Below are 23,710 nucleotides of genomic sequence, written 5' to 3' on the forward strand. Positions count from 1 at the left end.
CTTCAATCTCTCTTAGAATTACCCTAAACACTACTGCTTTCTAAGTCTAAGAAACACTGGAAACCTGGGAATTCCATTTTTCGTCAAGCCATAATATTTAAAAGTCACCACTGTCCCTATCTCTGGTGGATTTTCTCTTTGAAAATCATCCAGTCCACTTCCTAAATATATAACTTTACCGTTTTCTAGTTGACACGTTAAAGAGCCCACTTTTTGACTATACTTTCCCTTCCCCTGTTTATAACCTATAACTTTACATTCAGTATCATCAAAACTTTTTACTTTGAGGGATTTATTTGTTCTTTTGGCTATATATGGAGCATTTAGTTCTCGGATCACTACCCCTTCACCACCTTTTTCTTCGACTTCTTTAAGAAAATTTCTAAGATGATTTTTATTTTTACATTTGATCTGTTTTATCATTCGGATCGTAGTTTCTGGATGTGTTTTGAGATAGTTTTGTAATATGTTAATTCTTTGTAAAAGTCCACCTTTTTGATAGGGTACTTCAAATATATTATAAGTTATCTGTTTCCATCCTTTATGGGGAGTTTTTTGTGAAGTGATAGAGCTAATATTTTCAAAATCATCTCTTTTACTCCAGAGTTCCCCATCGATCGCAAAAGGTGGAAAGTCTTTTGTAAACTCTTTTGGAGCAAAAAATTCCTTACCACCTCTTGAGATTAGTTTTTCTCCATCCCAATACGCTCTTACCCCATCAAGTTTTTCACTCATTAACCAACCCGAAACATCCATACTTTCATCATACTTTTGAAGCAGTAAAAGCTCAGGTTTTACAGCATATAAAAATAACGGTAGAAGAAGGAGGTATAGATATCTCATTACTATACTGTTATAAGCTCATTAACCTCAAGTCCAAAACCACTGAGTCCTACAAAATCTGTTTTTTTCATTGACGTAATTAAGTTCATTTTAGAGATTCCAAAATGTTTAATGATCTGCGCACCGATTCCAAACTCTTTTGGAGCTGAGTTGTCTTGGTGATGTGTCTTGTTTATAAATACTAAAAGCCCGCTATTTTGCTTTAAATACTCTATAGAATGAATCAAGTGATTGTATTTATCTTGATTCAGCAGTAACTCACAGTCTGGGACTACATTATGTACCCTTACATTTGCGATCTCTTTAGGATTGTAAAATGAGATTGCTGTATGGTTAATCCCATCATGATCAGCAAATGTATGACGACTTACTTTTACCCCAAAAAACTCTACCTCTTCAACATGTAACTCTTTTACAAGTGATTCGTTTGCCAAACGATACTCTACAAGGTCAGAAATAAATACTGTATGAAGATTATGTTCTTTTGCAAAAATATCAAGATCATCACGTCTAGCCATTGTACCGTCTTCTTTAATGATCTCACAAATAACACCTGCTTCACTCAGACCTGCTAAACGACAAAGATCAACTGAACCTTCCGTGTGCCCTGTTCTTACTAATGTACCACCCTCTTTTGCAATAAGTGGGAAAATGTGTCCAGGGCGTACTAGCTCTTCACTCTTTGAAATTGGATTTGCTAGTATTTTGATCGTATCGTCTCTCTCTTTGGCAGATATACCTGTTGTTGCGGTAGTAGCATCTACTGAAACAGTGAATGCCGTTTCATATGACGAAGTATTTGAACTGACCATAGGATTCAGTTCAAGTCTATTAGCAATTTGTCTTGAAAGTGCTACACATATAAGGCCGCGTGCGTGTGTAGCCATAAAGTTTACATGTTCTGGTGTCGAAAATGCTGCAGCATAAACTAAGTCGCCTTCATTCTCCCTATCTTCGTCATCACACATGATGACCATATTTCCTTTCTTTATCTCTTCTATAGCTTTTAAAACTCTATCAATTGGTGTCATTATATCTCTTTTTATTTTGTTACATATATTATATAAAATTATTGATTAATTGTAGTTCAAAAAGAAATTTGAAATTTTTTCAAAAAACTCTTGACATAGAAAAAAAAATCGTCTATAATTCCGCCTACAAAGACAAACAGAAGTCTTTGAAACACCGCGGAATAGAGCAGTTCGGTAGCTCGTCGGGCTCATAACCCGAAGGTCGCTGGTTCAAATCCAGCTTCCGCAACCAAACTAAACTTTCGCATACATATTAATATATTGGGGTATCGCCAAGCGGTAAGGCCTCGGTTTTTGGTACCGATATTCGGGGGTTCGAATCCCTCTACCCCATCCACCCACACAAATAAACTTCAAAACAAACTAATTTTTTTAAATATTGGGGTATCGCCAAGCGGTAAGGCCTCGGTTTTTGGTACCGATATTCGGGGGTTCGAATCCCTCTACCCCATAATTGTCTTTCAATACATTGAATTTAATTCAACATAATTGATTTAACAACTGTCAGCTGATTTTATAGGATTTTTACTGACAATTCCACTGACACTTTCAATACAAATAAAATATAACTATAAAATAAATCAAAAATATTTAGATAAACTAATAATATGAAATCAAATACCTTAGATTATTACAATAAAAATGCTTCAAACCTCTATGAACGCTATAATTCAGCAGATATGACCAAAGTTCATAAAGTACTTGATAAGCATATTAACGGTTCCGATAAAGTACTCGATATTGGATTTGGATCAGGACGTGATCTTTTACATCTAAAACGCAGAGGTATCACAGGATGGGGTGTAGACGGTTCTAAATCATTTATAAATCTATTTACTGCAGACTACCAATCTTTTAAAGAAAGAATATTTCACTCTGTTTTACCATCACTGAATTTATCAGATGAATTCAAAGAATTTTTCAGTGTTATATATTCAATTGCAACATGGATGCACTTGCCAAAAGAGGAGCACTTTGAAGCGATACTAAATATAAAAAAGTATTTAAAGCCCGGCGGAAAAGTAATAATCAGTTATTCAATTACGACTAGAGAGAACGACCCTCGTTATTTTGAAGATATAAATCAGGAACAACTGTCTCTTTTATTTGAAACTTTCGGCTTTAGTTTAGTAGAAACCACAACCTCTGCAGACGGTCTTGGTAGAAATAACATAACTTGGATTACACAAGTATTTCAGTATACAGACATTTCTAAAAAAGGTATTGATCAGATAGAGTCAATACTCTCTCAAGATTCAAAAGACTCAACATATAAATTTGCACTACTCAGGTCTTTTGCTCAGATAGCTTCATCACCGTTAAACAGGTTTGCATCATTTAAAGAAGGATATGTTTTTTTCCCTATAGGTATGATAGTTGAAAAATGGATTGAAGCTTATTGGAAACTAATGGAAAACACAACATTTATCCCCCAGAGAAACGGTGAGGAAAAGTCTGCCAAAAAACTGGCATTCAGAAAAACACTGGAAAATGCGATAGATACTTATAATACAAAGAATAAAAACAATTCATATTATTCATTTTACAATGAATTTCAAAATGGAATAGCTAGTAACACTGAAGAATATGATATCGTTAGAAATTTAGTAAATACGATAATTAATACAATTATCAGCGGACCAGTAAAATACTCGGGAAGCTCATTTGATGACCAGAGTTTTTTTATTGTCGGCAACGGTGCAAAAAGTTTTCCTAAAAAGAATTTGTCAATCAATCCAAAATCCCTCATAGACAGCTGTACAACTATTGGTATAAAACAGGATGCTTATTATGAACTCTACAGATACGGTTCATGGATAGAAGACTCTATTACACTTAGATGGGCTAGATTTACTGAAAACTTGTCTAAAATCAGCGGTTCAAACATATCTTCTGGAGATATAGTTACACTTCTTTCAAAAGATTATGAAGTGAAACGGGATACACAGTTAGCTAGAAAAATATATGACAAGTATAAGAAAGAACATGGAGAACTCAGATCTGTATGGAGTTCAGACAAGATATCTTCATATGAAGTTGACCATGTATTGCCATATTCAATATATTCAAATAATGATTTATGGAATCTTCTTCCTGCTTCAAAACAGGAAAACAATACCAAGAGTGATAAGCTGGTAAGTAGTGAGCTATTACATAAACAAAAAAATCAGATCATTACTTACTGGGAATATGTTAAAGACAATGCCCCTGACAGATTTGAGCATGAGATATACAGCTCTTTTAATTTAGATCCAATATCTGAGAGCTGGAAAGACAAATTGATTTTAGCTGTGTCTGAACAATTAGAGATTACTTCTTCAATCAGAGGATTAAAAAGATGGAGTATTTAATTTTATACTAAACTAACTCCTATCTTTCCTTTTTCAGTCATCAATGCTTAGCACCTTAATTTTCGGTAAATATTGATTAAGTAAACATACTTTAAAGAGACTTATCTATATTATTTATCATTATTTTCAACCTTTTGCATATAAATTTTACATAATACTTGCCGATAATTTTTGTCATTTTTTGAGTTATACCATTGAACAATATAGTCTATTTCAACTTTCTCTTTTAGCTGATAGCCATTTTGAAGTTTTTCATATATTTTATTAGACAATTTATCTTCTTTATCTGAAGTGGATGGCTTTGCCAATCTTGCTATTTTCACATGATCTTTATAAATTTCAAAACCAAATCTATTTTGAACTATTTGACATTTATCTCCCGCTTGCGGACCAACTCTTTTTATTCCATCGGCTGAATATTTATCTGAAAGTGCGATATCCCCTAGTCCCATAAGAAAGACAACCCTATTTGGTTCTTCATCAAATTGAGTATACTGAAAATTATTCGTACAATAATGATGTAAAGAATCGAACATATGATTTTTAGTATGGATATGCAAACTATTTTTTGCCCTTGTCATAGCGACATACAATAACCTTTTATCGTAATCGTTTTGAATAAAATCTTGTTCTATTCCTATATAAACACTATCAAACTCTTTCCCTTTTGCCTTGTGCATTGTAGAAACTAGTACATTTGCTTTTGTATACTCAAACTCCTCAAACTCTATCTCTTTTAAATACTCTTCAAACAAAGAGGTAAAATGATCAGGATTCGTCTGCATCTCCTCTTCGTACTGGTGCATAAACTTCTCGATCACTTTATCTGCTAGTTTATAGTTCTTAGAGTTTTTATAGGCCTTATCAAAATAGTTTTTTGCATCTGTAAGCGTACTTGTCTTCCAATACTCTAAAAACTCCTGTAGTTCTATCAAGTTCCCCAGACTAAAACCATCTTTGGAGGTGATGTACTTAACATTTATGCCACTGTTTAGAAGCTCCGAGAAGATTGTTAAAACATCTTCATTGTTTCTCATCAATACCGCTATAGTTTCTGAATCATCTTTTTGCACACCTCTTACTATGTTTTGAATAAAACTTCTGTTCTGATAATGAGTTATATTTATTTCCCCATCATCTCCCGCTTTTGGTAAAAGAGGCTCAAGTTTCAGTTTATTTGGGATTAGTTCTCTGTATCTATTGGAGAAATCGACAATATTTTTTTTACTTCTATAGTTGGTCAGTAACGAGTACTGCGTAAACTGAAAGTTTTTCTCCTCATCAAACTCTTTAAAATCTTTTTGAAACTGATTTATATAGCGTATATCTGCACTATCTGCACCAAAGTTATTTATACACTGATCGTCATCTCCTACCGCAATTATCTTTTTATCTTTTGCCATTTGCGAGTATATGGCTTGTATAAACCTATATGTTTTTGCACCGACATCTTGATACTCATCGAGTACTAGCATCTGAATATAGGGGAGTTCTATATCCCCGTTTTCAAGTAATCTTGTAGCTTCTTCAATTACATTGTATAAAGAGATGTTTTCGTTATCTAGTTTTTTCCCTAGTAGGTTTATCGCAAAAGAGTGAAAGGTAAAGATCTTCATCTCATATATTTGATTGCCTATAAGTTTATGGAGTCTGTCTCTAAACTCCGCAACTGCCACCCTTGAGTGTGCAAGCATTAAAAAGTACTCAGGTTTATTGTTCTCAATAGTTACTAGGGAAGCTATCTTATGCACTAAAGTTTTTGTTTTTCCACTCCCCGGACCTGCTAACACCATTATAGAATCACTCTTATCATCTTCAAATATCTGTTTTTGCTCATTATTGAGATCGTAGATAATCTCTTTGAGCCGCTCCTGAGTTACTGGCAGTTTTATATGTTTCTCATCAAACTTGTATCGCTTTTTAAATTTTGCATACTCCATCCCAAAGTAGTCTTTTACAAACTCTGACGTTTTCCCCCATCCATCTTTGATCAACCTCTCTATAAAACTGATCTGAATATGGATCGACTCTATCTTTCTTTCATAATAGGGCTTTAAACTCTTGTTGTAATGATCTCTTTTTCTGTATGGGGTATTCTCTTGAATATTCTCTTTTTTAGTGATCTTATACGCTTGGTAATATATAAGCCTTCCACGTCTGAGTGCAAAACTCGTTTTAAGCAGTTCGTGAAGATAGACCAAAGAGTGATGAAATCCCTCTAATGAGATCTTTTTCTTATCTCCGTCAAACTTTATTTTGAGTTTATTGGTTGAGATCTCAAGCTCCGCTTCATCTTTGTTTTCCAACTGCTCCAACAAAGCCTCAATAATAAACTTACAAGTTTCCTCGCGCACCTGTATCATATGCTCTAGCTGTTTAAAATATTTTCTGTTGATCTCATAGTAAGGATGGAATTTTGGTTCCTTTTATGGTTGTACAGATATTTCCATAAATTCTTACTTTTGGAGCAAATCTTACTGTTAAAAATCTTGCTCTAAAAAGACTTGGGTTATTGAACATGCTCCAAAAAGAACTATTTGATGAACAACTTGGAAGTGAATACAAAAATTACTTTATGTATTAACAAGTACCATAGAAAAATTATTTAAATAGTTCCAAAAAGATTTAATATATTTTTCATCAATACCTTCATTTTCTAAATCCTCTAAAAGTATTTTATATGAGGCAAGCCAAATGTATCTTCCATTTGCATTGATTCTAAACCTTGCATGTCTAGCGACCATTTTAGAGACACCTCTTGTTTGTTCAAAGTAATTTGCTCATCCGCTGTCAATAATCATAGTTCATTAGATTTGATTAAAGTGAATTATACAAAAGATTATCCAAGACAAAGAACTTTACAAAAATTATAGAAGTTCAAATTTTAACGAGCTATAAGAATATTCTTTTCATATTAAGATTGTTCGGGAAGATAATAAGCGATAAAAATTAATAATAAAATGATTACTAACCAAAGTATAGGAATGCTACGATATCTCCAATCAACATCTTTAAGTCCCATAAAATAATCGATAACTAATTCTCCCTTGATGAAAATACTTATAAGAAGTATGATAAAGATACTGATATTTGATAACTCAAATTTTCCTATTAAAAAAGAGGCAAGAGAAAGTAATAATAAATTTATCCATATCACATCAACAGTTCGTTTCATTTCTGCCCTTTATCGAATTATATACACAAGTGAAAATAAAACAATCCACAATAAATCTATTAAATGCCAATAAGATGCACCTGTTTCTAGTCCACTGCATTCATTAGAAGTATAACTATAAAGTTTTGTTTGTTTGAAGATAGCGATGAGAATTACAATACCTAAACAAACATGCATAAAATGAAACATTGTCAACAATAAATAGAACATAAAAAAAGTGTTTGTACTAAGAGTGATACCATGTTCAAATAAATTTGAGAATTCTAGTAATTTATTGATTAAAAAAATACTACCAAATCCTATTGCTGAGAACAACCATTTCGAAGCAATCTCGTTGGCTTTTTTTATTGTTAGTGTTTTATCTTTTATATTTTGAATAGCTTTAACAATAAAATAACTACTGGTGAGCAATAAAAGAGTATCAATAAAACCAGAATTTTTATCTAATAAAAGCTGTGAATTATTGAACATATCGACATTCAGTCTACGTGAAAAAGCATATCCTATAAAAAAAAGTCCAAAAGTTATTAGCTCAATATAGATCACAATCCAAATAGCAAAATCTCCTGGAGGATACTGTTTTTTAATAGCCTTAGATTGAATCATTTTAACTCTTTGGAAAATGTAAAGATATTACTTTTTCAAGTACTGCGAGAAGATCATGATCATCGCTAAGAGATTCAACCAAACAATGAATACAAGCCTGATACGGTGTGAACCCTCCCGTAATTAGTTTGGCCGCATACACAAGTAGTCTTGTAGAAACTACTTCTTGAATATCACTGTCGTCTAGTTGACGAATTTCTCCCGCAATCATGACAAGTTTTTGTGCAAGTTGCTCAGAAATTCCACTCTCTTTTATAATGATTTCTTGTTCTACTTTTTGGTCTGGATAGCTAAAACTTAATGAAATAAATCTCTGTTTAGTACTGGGCTTCATTCCTTTTAAAATATTTTGATATCCAGGATTGTAGGAAACCACTAACATAAAATCGGGATGAGCTTCTATGGTTTCGCCTGTTCTGTCTATAGACAGACTACGACGATAATCAGCAAGTGAATGCAAAACTACAGTAGTGTCTTTTCTTGCTTCTATAATCTCATCAAGATAGCATATACCACCATTTCGTACAGCTTTTGTCAGTGGTCCATCTTGCCAATAGGTACCATTTTCATCTATTAAATGTCGGCCAATTAGATCTGCTGCACTAAGATCATCATGACATACAACGGTATATACATCACGTTTTAGCTCTTCTCCCATTGCTTCAATAAAACGTGTTTTTCCACAACCTGTAGGCCCTTTTATCAAGACAGGCAGATTCATTGATGCAGCAGCTTTGAAAAGTTCCACTTCATTTGTTTGAGGTAAATAGTAAATTTTAGACATATTAATTTCCTTTTGTTAAATTCATATAGATTTCTGGTAGCACTTTAGGAAGTTTTTTAGGGTCACGAATAAGTGCATATCCATTTTTACCAAAAAGATATGGCAAGTAATCTTTGGCATCAGTATCAATCGTGATACAAAAAGGGATAATTCCTTTTTTCTTTGCTTCTTCTATCGCTTTTTTAGTATCCTCAATACCGTATCGTCCATCATACCTGTCGACATCGTTTGGTTTGCCATCGCTCAGAATAAGTAATAATTTATTTTGGCTTTGTTGTTGATTTAAAATTTTGCTACTTTCCCTTACAGCAGCTCCCATTCGAGTGTAATAGCCAGGCTTTATTGCTTCTATACGTCCTCGTATTAAATCATTGTAATTCTCTTTAAAATTCTTGATAACGTGAAAATTAACCTTCGTATTTTTTACGGATGAAAAGGTATATATAGAAAACTGATCTTTGAGTTTATATAGTGATTCTGCAAATACCATAAGAGAATCTTTGATCATATCAATAACACGTATTTCTTGAGTAATTCCAGCTTCTGTTGAGAGGGATACATCTGCTAGTATCAGTGTTGACATGTTTCTTGTATATTTCTCATAACTCTCAAAAAACTTTTGAGAATAATTTGATTGATTTTTATCACTTTTATAATCAATCCATGTATTGATATTGATATCATCTCCATAAGGAAGATAATTTCTTTTTATACGATCAAGATGGATTAAATCAAGTTCGTTTTGAATTTTTTTCATTGTCTTGATAAGTCTCTGTGGTAGTTTAATTGGTCCTACATTTAGAGTAACATGAGGTTGAATGAGAACATATTTTTCTAAATAAGACTTTTTTTTGTAATCCCATTCATCTATCAGAATACCTTTTCCAAGGGGATATTCTATGAGCTCATTGCCTTTAATGTCGAGATCCATTTTGACTCTTGCTGAGAGATTCGGATCTTTTTGTCCTAGAGTTATTTCATCTAACTCTTCAGCATTATAAATTGCATCTTCATCGTAGCTATCATTTTCTTGTCTATCTACACTTACTTGCTCCATAAAACTTAATACAGACTCTGGTAAAAACAATAAGAGTCCGTCCGTTTCTTTTGTATCATCAATCTGATTAGCCTTTTTTTTCATTGTTAATGTATCACGTTTATGTTGCTTATTTTCTGTAGCATTTACTTCATCTTCAATATCAAAGTCAAGTGATTTCCCACTATTGGCCATAGATGGATATATCCATAAAGGATTCGGATACTGAGGATCTGATAATTGTGGATAGTTTTGTGTCAAAAACTTTTGTGCATATTTATAAAAATCTCCAAAACCAAAATATTTTTTTAAAAGTAAATTAGTTGTAATTATATTTTCTTCGACAATATTTTGATTATTAACATTGATATGACTTATCATTGCTACAAGCCAATAGTAATGTATTTCATTATATTTTTTTGATGGGAAGTAGGCTAGTGAAGCAGGAAGGTATATACCTTTTTCATCCTGCCAAGCAAGATGAAAAGTTTTTCCTGCTCCTGAAATTTGTTCAAGAAACGTTCGAGTAGTTTTGATACTTCTTTTGTCAGTAATATATATATCTTTAGTTTTGTCACCTCCTAAAATATGATAAAAAAGTTTTAACGGTCTACTCTTGTGGGTAAAAAATATCTGCTCATCTTCATATAGATGAGAGACTTTTTTTGTTATAAAACTGTTCCAGAGTTTACCGACTTTTTCATCCATGTTACATACTCACCTTTGGTTCTTTTACAAAGAAACTATAAAAGTATGTCAGCAATCCGGAAAGTACCATAAGTCCAAATAATAAACGTACTGTATATACAGTGGCGATTCTAGTCTGAGTATCCATAAAGCTTAGAGCATTTACAGAATCAGGAATTCTTTGCATTTCAATTTGCATTACACCAGCAACAGTCAATGCCAAAGTCAGTCCTATCATACCTATAACCATCAACCAAAAACTAATTAATTCTACTTTCTGTGCTTTAGGACCGTTACCATGAGGACGACCACGAAGAATTGGCATAGCGTATGATATTAATGTAAAACAAATCATTACGTATGCACCAAAGAATGCCAAGTGACCATGTGCAGCAGTAAGCTGTGTACCATGGGTATAATAGTTAACTGGAGCAAGCGTGTGTAAGAATCCCCATACACCAGCACCTAAAAATCCCATTACAGCTGTCCCTTTTGCCCATGTCAATGCGGCATGATTATTGTGTTGAATACGACGATTTTTCACCATATTCCATGCAAAAAGAATCATCAGGAAAAATGGTATTGGCTCTGCTGCCGATGCGATAGAACCTATCCATAACCAGTAACCTGGAGTACCTATATAGAAAAAGTGATGCCCAGTTCCTGCAAGTCCTGAAATAAGTGTCATTGCAATAATTAGGTAAAGCCATTTATCGATATGTTCACGGTCAACACCAGTGGTTTTAATCAATACAAATGCTAAAAGTGCCCCTAAAATAAGTTCCCATGTAGCTTCAACCCATAAATGGACTACAAACCACCAGAAAAATTTATCCATAACTAGATTGTCAGGTACATAAAAAGCAAATAAAAAGAAAAATGCCAAACCAAATAATCCAGTTAACAATATAATTGAAATAGTTGTTTTACGTCCTTTTAATACGGTCATAGTGACATTCAAAATATATGACAATACTACAAATACAATTCCAATTTTTGTAATAGTAGGTTGTTCTAGAAACTCACGACCCATAGTTGGCCATAAATCATTAAAAGTTATTTGTGCCAGTGTTGCATACGGTACAAATAAATAACCAAGAATTGTAAGTACACCTGCTACTGCAAATACCCAAAATGTTATTTTCGCTAATAGTGGGCTCCATAATTCTCTTTCACTTTCTTCTGGAATCAGATAGTAAGTTGCTCCCATAAATCCAAATAATAAAAGAACTATTAGTAAATTAACGTGTACCATTCTTAAAACATTAAACGGTATAGCAGGGAATAAAAAATCGCCATATAAATATTGTATTCCCATACTTATACCGAAAAGAATCTCGCCTGCGAGCAGAATCAATGCAAAAATGAAATACGGTTTTGCGACCATTTGAGATGAATATTTCATAAATTCCCCTTATCCTTGAATATTTGGTGGCCATTCTTGATTGTTCACTTTGGAAGTCCAAATCAAGAAATCAGCAAGATTATCTATCTGCTCAGGAGTCAAATGAAATTGAGGCATTTTTCTTCTATCTGGAACGTCTAACGGTTGTGCTGCCATCCATCCTGATAAATACTCTTTAAATGTTTTTTCATCACCTGCACCCAAACGTTTATACGCATTTCCTAATTCTGGTGCATAGTAAGCTCCTTCACCCATGAGAGTATGACAACCGATACAGTCATTGTCTTCCCAAACCTTTTTACCTAGAGCTACGGATTTAGTCATTGTATTTTCATGACTTAACTTTGGTATTTGATTGACAGTGTCAAAGGTAAGTCCTGTAAATACCAAAATAGCGAAAAGGCCACCACCAAAGTAAATGTTTCTGGCCATATTTTTCGTTATACGCTCACTCATTTTTAACTCCTTATTTAAATTCTACCTATGAGTAGTAATTGGAATCCTAACAAGAAAATATTTAATTACTACTTAAAGGTAGAATATAAATATTTGAATGTGAAACTTTTTTATTTAAACTTTTCAAATTAAACAATATATTTGGTATGCTGCAACAAGATGTAATGGTTAACCATTATTAATTTAAATAAAAATGGTAATGTATCGGAATTCAGTAAGTTCCCATAAATAAGTACTTTTGTATATTGTTTTATCGTTTAAATGAACTATAACAAAGAGGTTATTATGGGTTTTGAATATTATTGAAAATTGCTATGAATAAGATGTCAAAAAGTCCTATGGCTTGGAATATTTTCTACAAGCGAAAAGACTCTTTGCTCGGAATCATGTTTTGAAAGCGTAAGGCGTATTACACTATCTTCAAGTGCTTCTAAGGAGTGTGGTACCTTGGCGTTAAAATAAACCATATCCCCATTGTTTAACTCTTTACTTTCTTCTAAAGAATCAATACGTACTCTGCCTTTGATGATTAGAATCGTTATGGCATCGGGAGCTGTATGTTCTTGCATTACACTGTCTTTTGCCATGCAGATACGTATCTCTTTGGAAAAAGATGTTTCGGATAGCTTATCTATTTGCACTTTTTTTTCACTAGTGCTAACGTTTAAAAAAGAGACTATATCCATCATATATCCTTTTTTGACATAGCAATGAACTGTGCTGTCACAGTATCCATACTAGAGATATGTTGATGTAGCCATGCTGGTATATCTGAGGTCAAATATTCCTCTAAAATAGAGTTGTCTTTTTTATTTCGCCAATCTAAAATAACATATTGAAATTCTGTTAATACACGGTCATGCTCATGCTTGTGCATTCTGAATGCAGGGAAATTAATTTCTTGCATGAGACGTTCTTCATTTGCAAAATGTTCACGAGTATGGTCTAATAGTAAGTCTACAGCCACATTTATCTGCTCTGGTGGTGCACTATTTTCAAGTAAATTCTCAATATTATTAAGTAGTTCTACTTCTTCAGCATGAACAGCATTCATTTCATCATAGGCAACTTTTGGAATCAGTGTTAAATCAATCATTTTAAACTCCTTATTTAAATACTACCTTTTAGTGGTAATTATAATGCTAACAGGAAAATATTTAATTACTACTTAAAGGTAGAATTAAATATTTTTTTATTAAACTATGATAATTAAATTGGAGAATAGAAATGCAACTACACAATACAACACAATATGCTATAAGAATTTTAAGTTATCTGACTCAACAAGAAGGTGATAGTGTAAATTATTTACTGAGCGCTAAAGAGATAGCAGAAAGATTGGAAATACCATATAAATTTTTAACAAAAATTATGGGTGAACTTACTAAAGCAGGTTTTGTTACGTCAATAAGAGGACGAGAAGGTGGATATGAGCTAAAAAAATCTGCATCAGAAATAAAAATATCAGATATATTAGATGTTTTTAATGATCCTTTACATGAAGAACAATGTATATTAGGAATTGGCTTTTGTAATAAAGTAAATAAATGTGCTTTACATGATCAATGGATGCAACCTAAAACTTTAATTGAACAAATGTTTAAAGAGACTACGTTGGAACAGATCGCCAACCAAGGAACTAAGGTATGATAAAAGAAAACTATTTTTTATCGCAGCCCCATCAACCATTTTTTCTTTCAGGAACGGTGTGGGCAGTGATTTCAATGTTGTTCTTTGCATTGATGTATCATGGAGTGTTTACATTAAATATTTCTCCGATATTTTTCCATGTATACACAATGTTTTTTATGATCTTTACACCTTTTTTTATTGGTTTTCTATTTACTACTTTTCCCCGTTTTTGCCAAAGTTCTGTTATAGAAAGAAAGGTTTATATACGTATTTTTTCTTTTTTACAATTTGGCAGTATTCTATTTATCATCGGAGCTTTTACTAATCCTATTCTTGTAAATGCATCTATCCTAGTAATATTTTTTTCAGATATACTTGTTGTGATTGAGTTGCAAAAGATATATAATGAAGGGCATACTTCTAGAGCAAGTAGTGATACTTTATGGATTCTAATAGGATTTTATATGGGTCTTTTTACACATGCTCTTTTCTTAGTAGATAGCAATCTTTCAATCTTTCAATATGATCTCAATATATTTAATATTGCAGCTACTATAGGCTTTTGGAACTATCTTATTTTTATCGCTTTTACAGTTGCTCAAAGAATGGTTCCATTCTTTAGTCATGTTACTGTCGAAAAAAGACGCGGATTTAATACAGTCGTTTTTAGCGGATTATTGTTGCATACAGTTTTTTCAATTACTGCCTTACAATTTCCACAAATGATTATCGACGTTGTATTAGGTATTTATATTTTCGTTGAGTTGCGTCGATGGAAATTTGACACATTACAATCACCTGCAATTTTATGGATATTACATCTAGCTCTTTATTGGGTACCTATAGCTTTAATCGTAAGTATTATTTCTATAAACTTTTTGTCATTACATGTAATGGCAATAGGGTTTTTAACAACTATACTGATAGGTTTTGGAACACGTGTAACACTTGGACATTCAGGACAAGCACCTCATGCAGATCGTTATGTGACAAATCTTTTTTATTTTGTTCAGGTTATCGTAGTTTTAAGAGCTGCTTACTCTCTCTTTATAGATAAACTTTGGCTTTTTGATGCAGCTGCAACAGCATGGATGATTCTTTATATACTTTGGATAGGACGATATGGGTCTGTGTTATTAAATGGCAAAAAGATAGGGAGTTCTTAATGTTGTACCTTATTGCGAAACTTATTCATATTTTTTCTGTTCTTATTTATGGAGGTTTTTTATTTACAGATAATCTTATTTTAATGAGAATGCAAAAAACATTATCCACACAAAAATATGCAGAGGTAAGATCATACTTTAAAGAGTTTACAAAAGTGTTGGTTCCAAAAGCTTTAATCTTAGTGGTTTTGAGTGGTATATATCTTTTTTATGTCAATTTTGGAGAGATATCTGCAGATGGACTTTCAAACTTCCAAGTTTTACTTATACTAAAGGCTTTTCTTGCTTCATGGTTAGGACTAAGAGGAGTTCTACAAGTATTTTTTAATATTCAGCCTTTGATCTTTAAGAGCCATAAATTACCATTTATTTTAGTGATTTTTATCGTTATCCTTTCGCAAGTAATGTGGCATGTGTAAAAAAAAAATATGAAGAAATTTTTTAAACAGTTTAAAAAAATAAATACCGAACCTCTTGAAAAATCAAATATGATCTGGTCTTGGATCGGTTCTTTTTTGGGGATTTTCACGATTGTAGTAGTACATAACGGTATTCTAGGTGATAATGATCTTAATTTAGTCATTGGATCTTTTGGAGCAAGTGCAGTTTTAGTATATGGTGCTATACATTCACCCTTGTCTCAGCCAAGAAACTTAATAGGTGGACATGTTTTATCTGCTATTATAGGTGTTATATCCTATAAAGTCTTTCACGATCACTTGCTTTTTGCAGCTGCTTTTGCTGTTTCAACATCAATACTTGCAATGCAACTCAGTTTAACTTTACACCCTCCGGGAGGGGCAACTGCATTGATTGCTGTTTTAGGGAGCGAGAAGATCCATGAGCTAGGCTTTTTGTATGTTCTCTACCCTGTTTTTACAGGGGCAGTGATTTTATTCTTTATTGCATTACTTGTTAATAACATCTCCAAACATAGAAGTTATCCAAATCGCGATTAAGCCTTCTTTGAATTTTTCATACTTAGTATAAAAAGTAAAGGGATGAAAAGTAACGTTAAAAATGTCCCAACAATCAAACCTCCGATCACCACTGCCGCTAAAGGTGCTAAACGTTCAATCCCTATAGCCCACCCAAAAGCTACAGGAACCATCCCTACGCTTACACTTATTGCCGTCATTAAGACGGGACGAGTTCTTACTTTGATACTCTCAATCATTGCCTCTTGAGCATCTGCACCATCTTTAAGTTTTTCAGATGCAAAATGTATTAGGAGAATTGCATTATTTACTATTACACCAGCAAGGAGAATAAATCCAACCATCGCACTCATAGAACTATGATAATCAAATATCAGAAGTATCCACGATGCACCTGCAACTGTTAATGGAATAGAAAATATAATCATCAACGGTATTTTTACAGAGTTGAATAAAGGAATCATAATAAGAAAAATCAACACTATTCCGATAGCTACACTTTTTATAATCCTAATAGATGAATCATTAAACTGTTCGATATCTCCTGAGTGTTTCATTGTTATTCCTTCTGGTAAAACAATATCCCGAGAAGCCTCTGCAAAGTTTTCCATTAGTCTCGAAATACTCTGTGCCTTTCTAAAGCCAAATATATCGATTGTATAAGAAAGTCCTTCTCTAGTAATGATATTGGGCTGATACACCTCTTTAATTTTAGCTACAGCATTTAGAGGAATCTCACCCAGAGGTGTTTGTATCAATAGACTCTCAATTTTTTTAGGAGAATTTATCTGATCGTTTTGTACCCATATACGCACAGGTAAAGAGAGTTTGTTTTTTTTATCAAATGTCGAGACTACAGCTCCACGTAAAACTGATTGAAGTGAACGTGTAATTTGCTGATTTGAGATCCCGAAATTAAGTGCTTTTAGAGTATCAATCTCTAATTCATAAGTTTTCATATCCATATGCCAACTCAAAGATGATGTCACTATTCCCTGTGTACGATTCATTGCTGCTTCATATTCCTGTGCTTTTTTATACAACTCTTCAAAGTCATCACCATAAAGAGTTACATCAATGTTAGCCTTGATACTTGCCATTGCTGTTGCACCTGCATCGCTAATCTCTAAGGTTTTGATCCCCTCAAGTTTTGAAATTTGACGCTTTAGTCTCTCCTCTATTTCCCAAATTGAGTTAGATCTTTCAAATCTGTTAATATAATTTGCCAATATCAAAATATCGTTAGCTCCACCGCCACTGCCAATGCTCAACACTCCCGCTTCTGAACCGATAGATGCTGATGTAGAAATGATTTGTCCATTATCTTTTAAAATTTTTTCAATCTCTACAACTATCTCTTTTGATTTATCGATACTGATATTTGGTGTTGTTGCTATTTTGATTTTGATAGAACCAGTATCCATCGCAGGCATCAACTCTTTTCCAACAAGAGGCATAACCACTTTTACACTTACAAAGAAAAGTGCCAAGAGTAAAACAATATAACCAGTAAATACCCATCTGCTTTTTAGTGCCAGTACAACTGCCTGTGTAAAAAATCCACTAAAGGCATTGTTTATTGCATCACTTACTATTTGAAATTTTTTTTCCAAATAGATGATCAAAGGAGTATTTATCTTTAAAATATATTTTGAAATGAGCGGCACCAAAGTGATCGAAATGATATAAGAAGCGGTTAACGCCAGTAATAAAGTAGTAATAAGCGGTCCAAAAATTGTCTGAGGATAATCCCCTACAAATAAAATAGGAAAAAGTGCTATCATCGTTGTAAGCGTCCCTGAAAAATCGGCAAACATAATTTCGGTAGTTCCATCTTCTACAGCTTTTTCCATACTCTCATGAAGGTTTTCATAATGTCTTTGAATATTTTCTACTACAACCACGGTATCGTCAAGCAAGAGTCCCAGGGCTAAAATAATTGCTGTTAGCGTAATGATGTTGAACTCTAAGCCAAATAACCACATCAGTGCGATTGTAGAGAGATATACGACTGGAATCGTTAGCAGTACAACCAATATCTGTCTAAAAGAAGCCAAAAATATAAATACTACAATTGTTGACATTATGATCGCATCTCGAAGTGATTCAAGCATGTTTTGATTACTTTGTACGATTGTAGTTTTTTGTGTATCTGTAATCTCAAAACTAAGTTCCGGATATCGTTTTTTTAATACTTTTAGTTCATCTTCTACTTGTTCAATCGTTTTTACAACATCAGCATCTAAATTTCTTTGTACCGCTAGAGCGATACTGTCTTTAGAGTTTCCTCTGTAAAGTGCATTGTTTGTATTGTGCGTAAAAGAGATTTTTGCAATATCTTTTAGTCTGATATTGGGCTTTACTTCCAAATTCTCAAGCTTATAAAGGGCATCTGCTTTATTTGTACTTTTTAGAAGTACTCTGTTTTTTTGATCTTGAATATTTCCAATCGCAAAGTCTTGGTTATTAGCCTTTATAATCTCTACTATCTCATTGGTACTGACATGCAAAGCATTGATTTTATTGATATCCAAAATTATCTGCAACTCTTTTGTATAACCGCCAAATATATCTACATTGGCTACACCTTTGATCTTTAATATATCACTTTTTATATCATCCTCTATTAGCTCACGTAAGTCAATCATAGAAAAAGTACTCGAACTAATTCCAATTGTAATAATAGGAGCTGTAGCTGCTGAAATTTTATGAATCTGCGGTTCTTTTATATCTTGAGGCAATTGTGACTTTAGTTTATCTATAGTATTGGATACATCGAGTGCAGCATCATTTAGATCTTTTTCATATTCAAATTCAGCTCTAACTACAGTTACTTCATCAATTGTTGTAGAGGATACTTTACGAATATAATCGATCGTGTATAACTCTTTTTCGACAGGAATGGCGATATGTGCCGCCATATCTTTTGCAGAGCTTCCAGGTTGCACAAGAACTACTGCAATTTCTGGTCTATTTGAGTTTGGAAAGAGTTTTTGATCGAGTTTAAAATAACCATTAATACCTAAAAATACAAACAGAGCTAAAAATGAGTATATAAAATAGGGACGGTTTAATATTACATGAACAATTTTCTTAATCATTTTATATCTACCTCAATTGATATTAAAGAGTTATATGTAAAATCTAAAGGCTTATCCAACGAGATCTCTGCTACTTTTAGATATCTTTGTGCACTTGGATAGATTATCCCGATACTACCAATCTTACCCCCTTTAAAATATACATCTTGCCCATCTTTTATCAAGTCGTTAGCATAAGTAAAAGTAAGTTTTTGTTTGTGTGACAATAAAGATAAAACAGGCTTATTCCCTTGTGTCAGATCCCCTTGCGATAAGTACAAGCTTTCCACTATCCCATCAAAGGGTGCATATATCGAATAGTATTTTTCTAAACTTTTCTTCGAACTTAAAAGTGCTTCTTGTGACTTCAGAGCAAGTTTGTTAGATTCGATTTGGTCTAATGTTGAAAGATATTTTGAATTTTTTTGCTCATAAACTATTTCAGAGATAGTTAGCTGATCTAGCGAGATCCCTCCTGCTTGAAATATCTTTTTATTGCTTTTGTATGTTTTAAAAGCTTGCTGCATGTCAAGTTTCTGAAATGCTACCGTTTTTTCCAATGCAGAGATATTTCTCTTTGCAGCCTGAACACTGTAATCTAACTGCTTTAAGGAGTTTTGGTATTCACCTGCATCAATAGAAACTAAGATCTGACCTTTTTTTACCCTCTGATTCTCTTTTACATATATTTTTTCTATATATCCTGATATTTTCGTACTAAGCTTTGGATTTTTTTGTGCTGCAACTTTTGCTGTAAAAATCTCATTATCTGTTTTACTCTTTTGAGTTTCCATATTCATTGGGATATGTTTGTGGATGTATGCAGTCGCCTCCTCTTGAAATTCTTTTTTCTTTGAATTGATCAAAATAAAACCGCCTGCGATCAGAATCAGTAAAAAGATCAATATAGTTATTTTTTTTGTGAATGTCATAGCTTATTCCTTTGTTAAAAATGCTAAATAAAATTGAGACTCTAAAAGTTTATACTTCGCCTCGATAAATTTTGATTGGCTAAGTGTCTCATCGGCACTTGCAAACAACAGATCGTTGATACTGCTTTGCCCTTCATTATATTTGAGAGCTTCTATCTCTCTAATTTTTGTTGCGACTAGTGTTTGTGATTTGCTTGATCGTACAAGTTGCTGATTTTGAAGTACCTTTTCTTTAGCCTCATATATCCTATTTTCATACTCTAATATCGATTGTTTTGATTCTATAGTACTTTTAATTTTCTCTATTCTTGCAAGCTCTACACCATCCTCACGAGCACCAAAATCAAATATTTTCCATTGTAGATTTACCGCTGCACTTGAAACATTCTCTTTATTCCCATCACCGTAATTATCGATATAGCTTGCTTGGAAATTTATCTGTGGATAGTATGAGCTATAGGTGTTTTTATATGCTTTATTAGTTTTTTCAAGCTTATAATGTGTCATTTTTATAGAGGGAAGGTTCTCCAGCGTATAGCTTGGTTCCATGACTGAAAGTTCTACTTCTTCAAGTGTATTAATAGGCTTAAAACTGCCATATATAATGAGACTTAGTTTTGACTTTGAGATATTTATCTTTGTTTGCAGTAGAGTGATTTGATCTTCTATATTATGTATTTGAGACTCTATTTTTAAAATATCCAACTGCGGTTTTTTCCCATACACTACACTTTCATTTACAATGACTTTTAGGTGTTGTAGTGCTTTTTTGTATTCATTTTGCGAAGATAGTATCTTTTGCAATGACAGGATATTAAGATAAATAGATTGTGTTATATATATCTGTTCATTTTGTGTAAAATTTTCTTTGGCCTTTGCGATCGAAACAGAGAGTTTTTCCATCTCTGTTTCGTTCAATGTTCTCATCCCGTTAAAAAGATTTACCTTATATGCAACTCCGACACTCGTTATAGCATCACTTGTAGCTATGGAGCTTGTGATAGGTGGAGTGATCGGCTCCAATGTTCTTCCCTCGCTATACTTTGCAAAACTGGCAAGAAGATCAACTGAACCAAAATAGGAAGATCTTTTTTTTGAAAGTTTACTTTGGCTGGCACTTGTATTTTGTTGGGCTATCTGAATATTCAAGTTGTTACTCTTTAATTCTTCTATAGCCTCTTCAAGAGTTAAAGCAGAGAGTGAGAGTTGAATGACCACTAATAAGAGAACGTAACGCATTATTCAGACTCAAAATTTGTAAATCTGTGTGTTGCAAAGCTTTCATGACATCGAACACATTGGTTAATCATACTTGAATAACTCTTCATAACATTTTCTCTGTCTTCAAACTCTGCAAATGATGCCAAGTCTTGAGCAGTTTCATGAAACTCATGATCAAACTCCATAAACTTTGTTGAAAGCTTCTGGTTAATCTCCTGTTTTTGTTCAGGCTTGATTTCCTGTTTTAAAATATAACTGTGTTGAATTTTTTTAGCAGTTTCACCTAGTGTTTTATAATCGTTTGAAACAATCGCATAAAGCATATCATCCATTCCAGATTTTATAAACTGCATCTCTTGAGACAAAAGTGCTCTCAATTCATCTGATAAGTTTGTACTTGCTTTATCGTTAGCATATAAGCTTATTCCTATCATTGCTATAAATAGAATTTTCTTCATATTTCAATTCCTATTTGGATTCTTTATTTTCAAAATCCTAAAAAATGAGTGTTAATAAAGTATTAATGTTCCTACATATAAATACTTCATTAACAAAACATTTTTACAATACTGTATGAAAAAAATATTATTAGTAGAAGATGACACTGTTTTAGGGGAAACCATAGTTGATATTTTAGAAGATGAAAACTACTATGACATTACATGGGTAAAAGATGGGAAAAAAGCTTTAGATAAAAGTTTTGAGCATCAATATGATCTGTACTTGTTCGATATTAATGTACCCTTTATCAATGGTCTGGAACTTTTAAATGATCTTCGAAAAAGCGGTGATAAAACACCTGCCATATTTATTACTGCCAAAGTTGATATAGAAAGTTTTGAAAAAGGTTTTGAAGTTGGTGCGGATGATTATATTCGTAAGCCGTTTCATATGAGGGAATTACTAGTTAGAATTAACAAGCAGATCCAAAAAAGCTTCTTATCACACAATACACAGGTACATTATAAAGATATATCGTACAATATAGAAAGTAAGATCGTTACAAAAGATGGGGATACAGAACACTTAACACCTACGGAATTAAAAATTCTCGAACTGTTTCTCAAAAATACTGGACGGGTAATCACAAAAGATGAAATCTTGGATTTTACACATGATGGCGGACTTGGAAGTGATTCTTCCTTGCGTGTTCAAATCTCACGACTAAAAAAACTTGGATTAGATATAACAAATATTAGAGCAATAGGATACAGATGTGAAAAACCATGAAAAATCTTCTTTAATCAAGTTCACACTTATTTATTTCCTTACTACTGGATTTTTTGTAATTGTATTAGGGTACCTCTATTTTTACCAACAAAAACATCTCATTCTAAAACAAACTGCTACAGATATGTTTCAATACTCAGAATTATTGGCTAAAACAGATTTTCAACATCTTCAAAAAGGCTTTTCATACAGTTTGGAAAAAAATCAGAAAGTGGCATTTGAATTCCCTCAAAAGATAGGAAAAGACTATGTGAAAGCATTTCCAATAGCAAAGAAAGAGGGTTATATAGTTATATATAAAGATGCAAAAGAGATAGATGATGCAATAGACAAAGTTAAAATTTTCACTATCTCTTTACAAGTTGCTTTATTAATTATTCTTTTAGTATTGAGCTACTTTTTAGCTAAACAAGCTCTGCGTCCAATGAAAGATGTGATTACCCATTTAGATAGATTTGTACTTGACCTTATTCATGATCTCAACACACCAGCGACTTCTATCCTGCTAAATACAAACCTCCTGATGGAATATGAAAACGATCCTAAAAAACAAAAAAGACTCAATAGAATAGTTCTGGGTGCTGATACAATCAGTTCACTTTATAAAAATCTCGAGCTATTACTTGATCACAAACTTGAAAAAGAGACAGTAGACCTTACCCTGCTATTAGAACATAAAGTGGATGATTTTCAGTTACTCTATCCAAAGATCACTTTTAATGTCACTGTAGATAAAAATACACAACTTTTTACAAATAAGAAAGCTATCTCAAGGATACTAGACAATCTGCTTGTTAATGCCTGCAAATATGCCAATGAAGAGAACCCTAAAATATGGATCAATTTTGCAGATGATTGTCTTAGTATTGAAGATAATGGTAAAGGGGTAAAGTATCCAGAAAAAGTTTTTGAGAGAAGCTATAAAGAAAATGACCTAGGACATGGGATTGGAATGCATATTGTTCATAGACTATGTAATAGCTTGAACATATCAATTCTTATCTCTTCAAAAGAAGAAATAGGAACTAAAGTTACATTATGTTTTTAGTATTGTGGAATATTCCCCTGAGTCAGACGAATATTAACTCAAGAATCTCTTATTTTTGGAACATAGAGAGCAATTGAAGGGAGCGTTAG

The 23,710-nt window shown here is 32.9% G+C and carries 23 protein-coding genes and 3 tRNA genes; 10 read left to right on the forward strand and 16 right to left on the reverse strand.

Annotated features, from left to right (window positions below; genetic code table 11):
* Nucleotides 1-30: 30 nt before the first annotated feature.
* Nucleotides 31-843, reverse strand: coding sequence for a DNA ligase (locus FJR03_RS06830; protein ID WP_193112784.1), 813 nt, complete (start codon nucleotides 841-843; stop codon nucleotides 31-33).
* A 2-nt stretch (nucleotides 844-845) separates the two neighbouring features.
* Nucleotides 846-1,874 (reverse strand): bifunctional 3,4-dihydroxy-2-butanone 4-phosphate synthase/GTP cyclohydrolase II, encoded by a 1,029-nt coding sequence (locus FJR03_RS06835; protein WP_193112785.1) that lies wholly within the window; start codon nucleotides 1,872-1,874, stop codon nucleotides 846-848.
* 155 nt (nucleotides 1,875-2,029) lie between these two features.
* On the opposite strand from FJR03_RS06835, the gene FJR03_RS06840 reads away from it, so the two are divergent.
* The 4 genes from FJR03_RS06840 (at nucleotide 2,030) to FJR03_RS06855 (ending at nucleotide 4,225) form a co-directional block, all read left to right on the forward strand.
* Nucleotides 2,030-2,106 (forward strand) — tRNA-Met (locus FJR03_RS06840).
* A gap of 30 nt (nucleotides 2,107-2,136) precedes the next feature.
* Nucleotides 2,137-2,211: transfer RNA gene (locus tag FJR03_RS06845), tRNA-Gln, on the forward strand.
* A 43-nt stretch (nucleotides 2,212-2,254) separates the two neighbouring features.
* A tRNA-Gln gene (locus tag FJR03_RS06850) sits at nucleotides 2,255-2,326 on the forward strand.
* 156 nt (nucleotides 2,327-2,482) lie between these two features.
* Nucleotides 2,483-4,225, forward strand: a complete 1,743-nt coding sequence (locus tag FJR03_RS06855) for a class I SAM-dependent methyltransferase (protein ID WP_193112786.1) — start codon at nucleotides 2,483-2,485, stop codon at nucleotides 4,223-4,225.
* Nucleotides 4,226-4,335: 110 nt separating this feature from the next.
* Here the strand turns inward: FJR03_RS06855 and FJR03_RS06860 are convergent, their stop codons facing one another.
* From FJR03_RS06860 to FJR03_RS06905, 10 genes are all read right to left on the reverse strand, one after another.
* The gene (locus FJR03_RS06860) at nucleotides 4,336-6,588 is read right to left on the reverse strand and encodes a UvrD-helicase domain-containing protein (RefSeq protein ID WP_193112787.1); all 2,253 of its coding nucleotides are present in this window, start codon (nucleotides 6,586-6,588) and stop codon (nucleotides 4,336-4,338) included.
* A 210-nt stretch (nucleotides 6,589-6,798) separates the two neighbouring features.
* Nucleotides 6,799-6,969, reverse strand: a complete 171-nt coding sequence (locus tag FJR03_RS06865; protein ID WP_193112788.1) for a globin family protein — start codon at nucleotides 6,967-6,969, stop codon at nucleotides 6,799-6,801.
* Between the two features lie 170 nt (nucleotides 6,970-7,139).
* The gene (locus FJR03_RS06870; protein WP_193112789.1) at nucleotides 7,140-7,400 is read right to left on the reverse strand and encodes a cytochrome C oxidase subunit IV family protein; all 261 of its coding nucleotides are present in this window, start codon (nucleotides 7,398-7,400) and stop codon (nucleotides 7,140-7,142) included.
* 9 nt (nucleotides 7,401-7,409) lie between these two features.
* Entirely contained in the window at nucleotides 7,410-8,006 is a 597-nt protein-coding gene (locus FJR03_RS06875; RefSeq protein WP_193112790.1) for a cytochrome c oxidase subunit 3, read from the reverse strand.
* A 1-nt stretch (nucleotide 8,007) separates the two neighbouring features.
* The gene (locus FJR03_RS06880) at nucleotides 8,008-8,790 is read right to left on the reverse strand and encodes a CbbQ/NirQ/NorQ/GpvN family protein (protein ID WP_193112791.1); all 783 of its coding nucleotides are present in this window, start codon (nucleotides 8,788-8,790) and stop codon (nucleotides 8,008-8,010) included.
* Nucleotide 8,791: 1 nt separating this feature from the next.
* Entirely contained in the window at nucleotides 8,792-10,534 is a 1,743-nt protein-coding gene (locus FJR03_RS06885; RefSeq protein WP_193112792.1) for a nitric oxide reductase activation protein NorD, read from the reverse strand.
* A 1-nt stretch (nucleotide 10,535) separates the two neighbouring features.
* A complete protein-coding gene (locus FJR03_RS06890) occupies nucleotides 10,536-11,900 on the reverse strand; it encodes a cbb3-type cytochrome c oxidase subunit I (protein WP_283949387.1) in 1,365 nt (454 codons plus the stop codon).
* Between the two features lie 27 nt (nucleotides 11,901-11,927).
* Nucleotides 11,928-12,374, reverse strand: coding sequence for a c-type cytochrome (locus FJR03_RS06895; protein ID WP_193112794.1), 447 nt, complete (start codon nucleotides 12,372-12,374; stop codon nucleotides 11,928-11,930).
* Nucleotides 12,375-12,700: 326 nt separating this feature from the next.
* Nucleotides 12,701-13,060: a cupin domain-containing protein gene (locus tag FJR03_RS06900; RefSeq protein ID WP_193112795.1), complete on the reverse strand. Its 360-nt coding sequence runs from the start codon at nucleotides 13,058-13,060 to the stop codon at nucleotides 12,701-12,703.
* Entirely contained in the window at nucleotides 13,060-13,470 is a 411-nt protein-coding gene (locus FJR03_RS06905) for a bacteriohemerythrin (RefSeq protein WP_193112796.1), read from the reverse strand. Before FJR03_RS06905 ends, FJR03_RS06900 begins: the two co-directional genes overlap by 1 nt.
* 131 nt (nucleotides 13,471-13,601) lie before the next feature.
* Here FJR03_RS06905 and FJR03_RS06910 point away from each other — a divergent pair, with 131 nt between their 5' ends.
* The 4 genes from FJR03_RS06910 to FJR03_RS06925 are packed head-to-tail and all read left to right on the forward strand — an operon-like array spanning nucleotide 13,602 to nucleotide 16,131.
* The gene (locus FJR03_RS06910) at nucleotides 13,602-14,024 is read left to right on the forward strand and encodes an RrF2 family transcriptional regulator (protein WP_193112797.1); all 423 of its coding nucleotides are present in this window, start codon (nucleotides 13,602-13,604) and stop codon (nucleotides 14,022-14,024) included.
* Entirely contained in the window at nucleotides 14,021-15,172 is a 1,152-nt protein-coding gene (locus FJR03_RS06915; RefSeq protein ID WP_193112798.1) for an NnrS family protein, read from the forward strand. Before FJR03_RS06910 ends, FJR03_RS06915 begins: the two co-directional genes overlap by 4 nt.
* Nucleotides 15,172-15,591, forward strand: coding sequence for a hypothetical protein (locus tag FJR03_RS06920; protein WP_193112799.1), 420 nt, complete (start codon nucleotides 15,172-15,174; stop codon nucleotides 15,589-15,591). Before FJR03_RS06915 ends, FJR03_RS06920 begins: the two co-directional genes overlap by 1 nt.
* Nucleotides 15,592-15,600: 9 nt before the next feature.
* Nucleotides 15,601-16,131 (forward strand): HPP family protein, encoded by a 531-nt coding sequence (locus tag FJR03_RS06925; protein ID WP_193112800.1) that lies wholly within the window; start codon nucleotides 15,601-15,603, stop codon nucleotides 16,129-16,131.
* On the opposite strand, the gene FJR03_RS06930 is transcribed toward FJR03_RS06925, so the two are convergent.
* Genes FJR03_RS06930 through FJR03_RS06945 form a run of 4 tightly spaced genes read right to left on the reverse strand, consistent with a single transcriptional unit; the run spans nucleotide 16,128 to nucleotide 21,801 of the window.
* Nucleotides 16,128-19,211, reverse strand: a complete 3,084-nt coding sequence (locus FJR03_RS06930) for an efflux RND transporter permease subunit (protein WP_193112801.1) — start codon at nucleotides 19,209-19,211, stop codon at nucleotides 16,128-16,130. The genes FJR03_RS06925 and FJR03_RS06930 overlap by 4 nt on opposite strands.
* A complete protein-coding gene (locus FJR03_RS06935) occupies nucleotides 19,208-20,122 on the reverse strand; it encodes an HlyD family secretion protein (protein WP_193112802.1) in 915 nt (304 codons plus the stop codon). Before FJR03_RS06935 ends, FJR03_RS06930 begins: the two co-directional genes overlap by 4 nt.
* Before the next feature lie 3 nt (nucleotides 20,123-20,125).
* Nucleotides 20,126-21,361, reverse strand: coding sequence for a TolC family protein (locus FJR03_RS06940; protein WP_193112803.1), 1,236 nt, complete (start codon nucleotides 21,359-21,361; stop codon nucleotides 20,126-20,128).
* Nucleotides 21,361-21,801, reverse strand: coding sequence for a cytochrome c (locus FJR03_RS06945; protein WP_193112804.1), 441 nt, complete (start codon nucleotides 21,799-21,801; stop codon nucleotides 21,361-21,363). Before FJR03_RS06945 ends, FJR03_RS06940 begins: the two co-directional genes overlap by 1 nt.
* 115 nt (nucleotides 21,802-21,916) lie before the next feature.
* Here FJR03_RS06945 and FJR03_RS06950 point away from each other — a divergent pair, with 115 nt between their 5' ends.
* The gene (locus FJR03_RS06950; protein WP_193112805.1) at nucleotides 21,917-22,573 is read left to right on the forward strand and encodes a response regulator transcription factor; all 657 of its coding nucleotides are present in this window, start codon (nucleotides 21,917-21,919) and stop codon (nucleotides 22,571-22,573) included.
* Nucleotides 22,560-23,621 carry a sensor histidine kinase gene (locus FJR03_RS06955; RefSeq protein ID WP_193112806.1) on the forward strand — a complete coding sequence of 354 codons (1,062 nt, stop codon included), beginning with the start codon at nucleotides 22,560-22,562 and terminating at the stop codon, nucleotides 23,619-23,621. Before FJR03_RS06950 ends, FJR03_RS06955 begins: the two co-directional genes overlap by 14 nt.
* Nucleotides 23,622-23,710: the final 89 nt, after the last annotated feature.

Source organism: Sulfurimonas marina (assembly GCF_014905095.1).
Lineage (GTDB): Bacteria > Campylobacterota > Campylobacteria > Campylobacterales > Sulfurimonadaceae > Sulfurimonas > Sulfurimonas marina.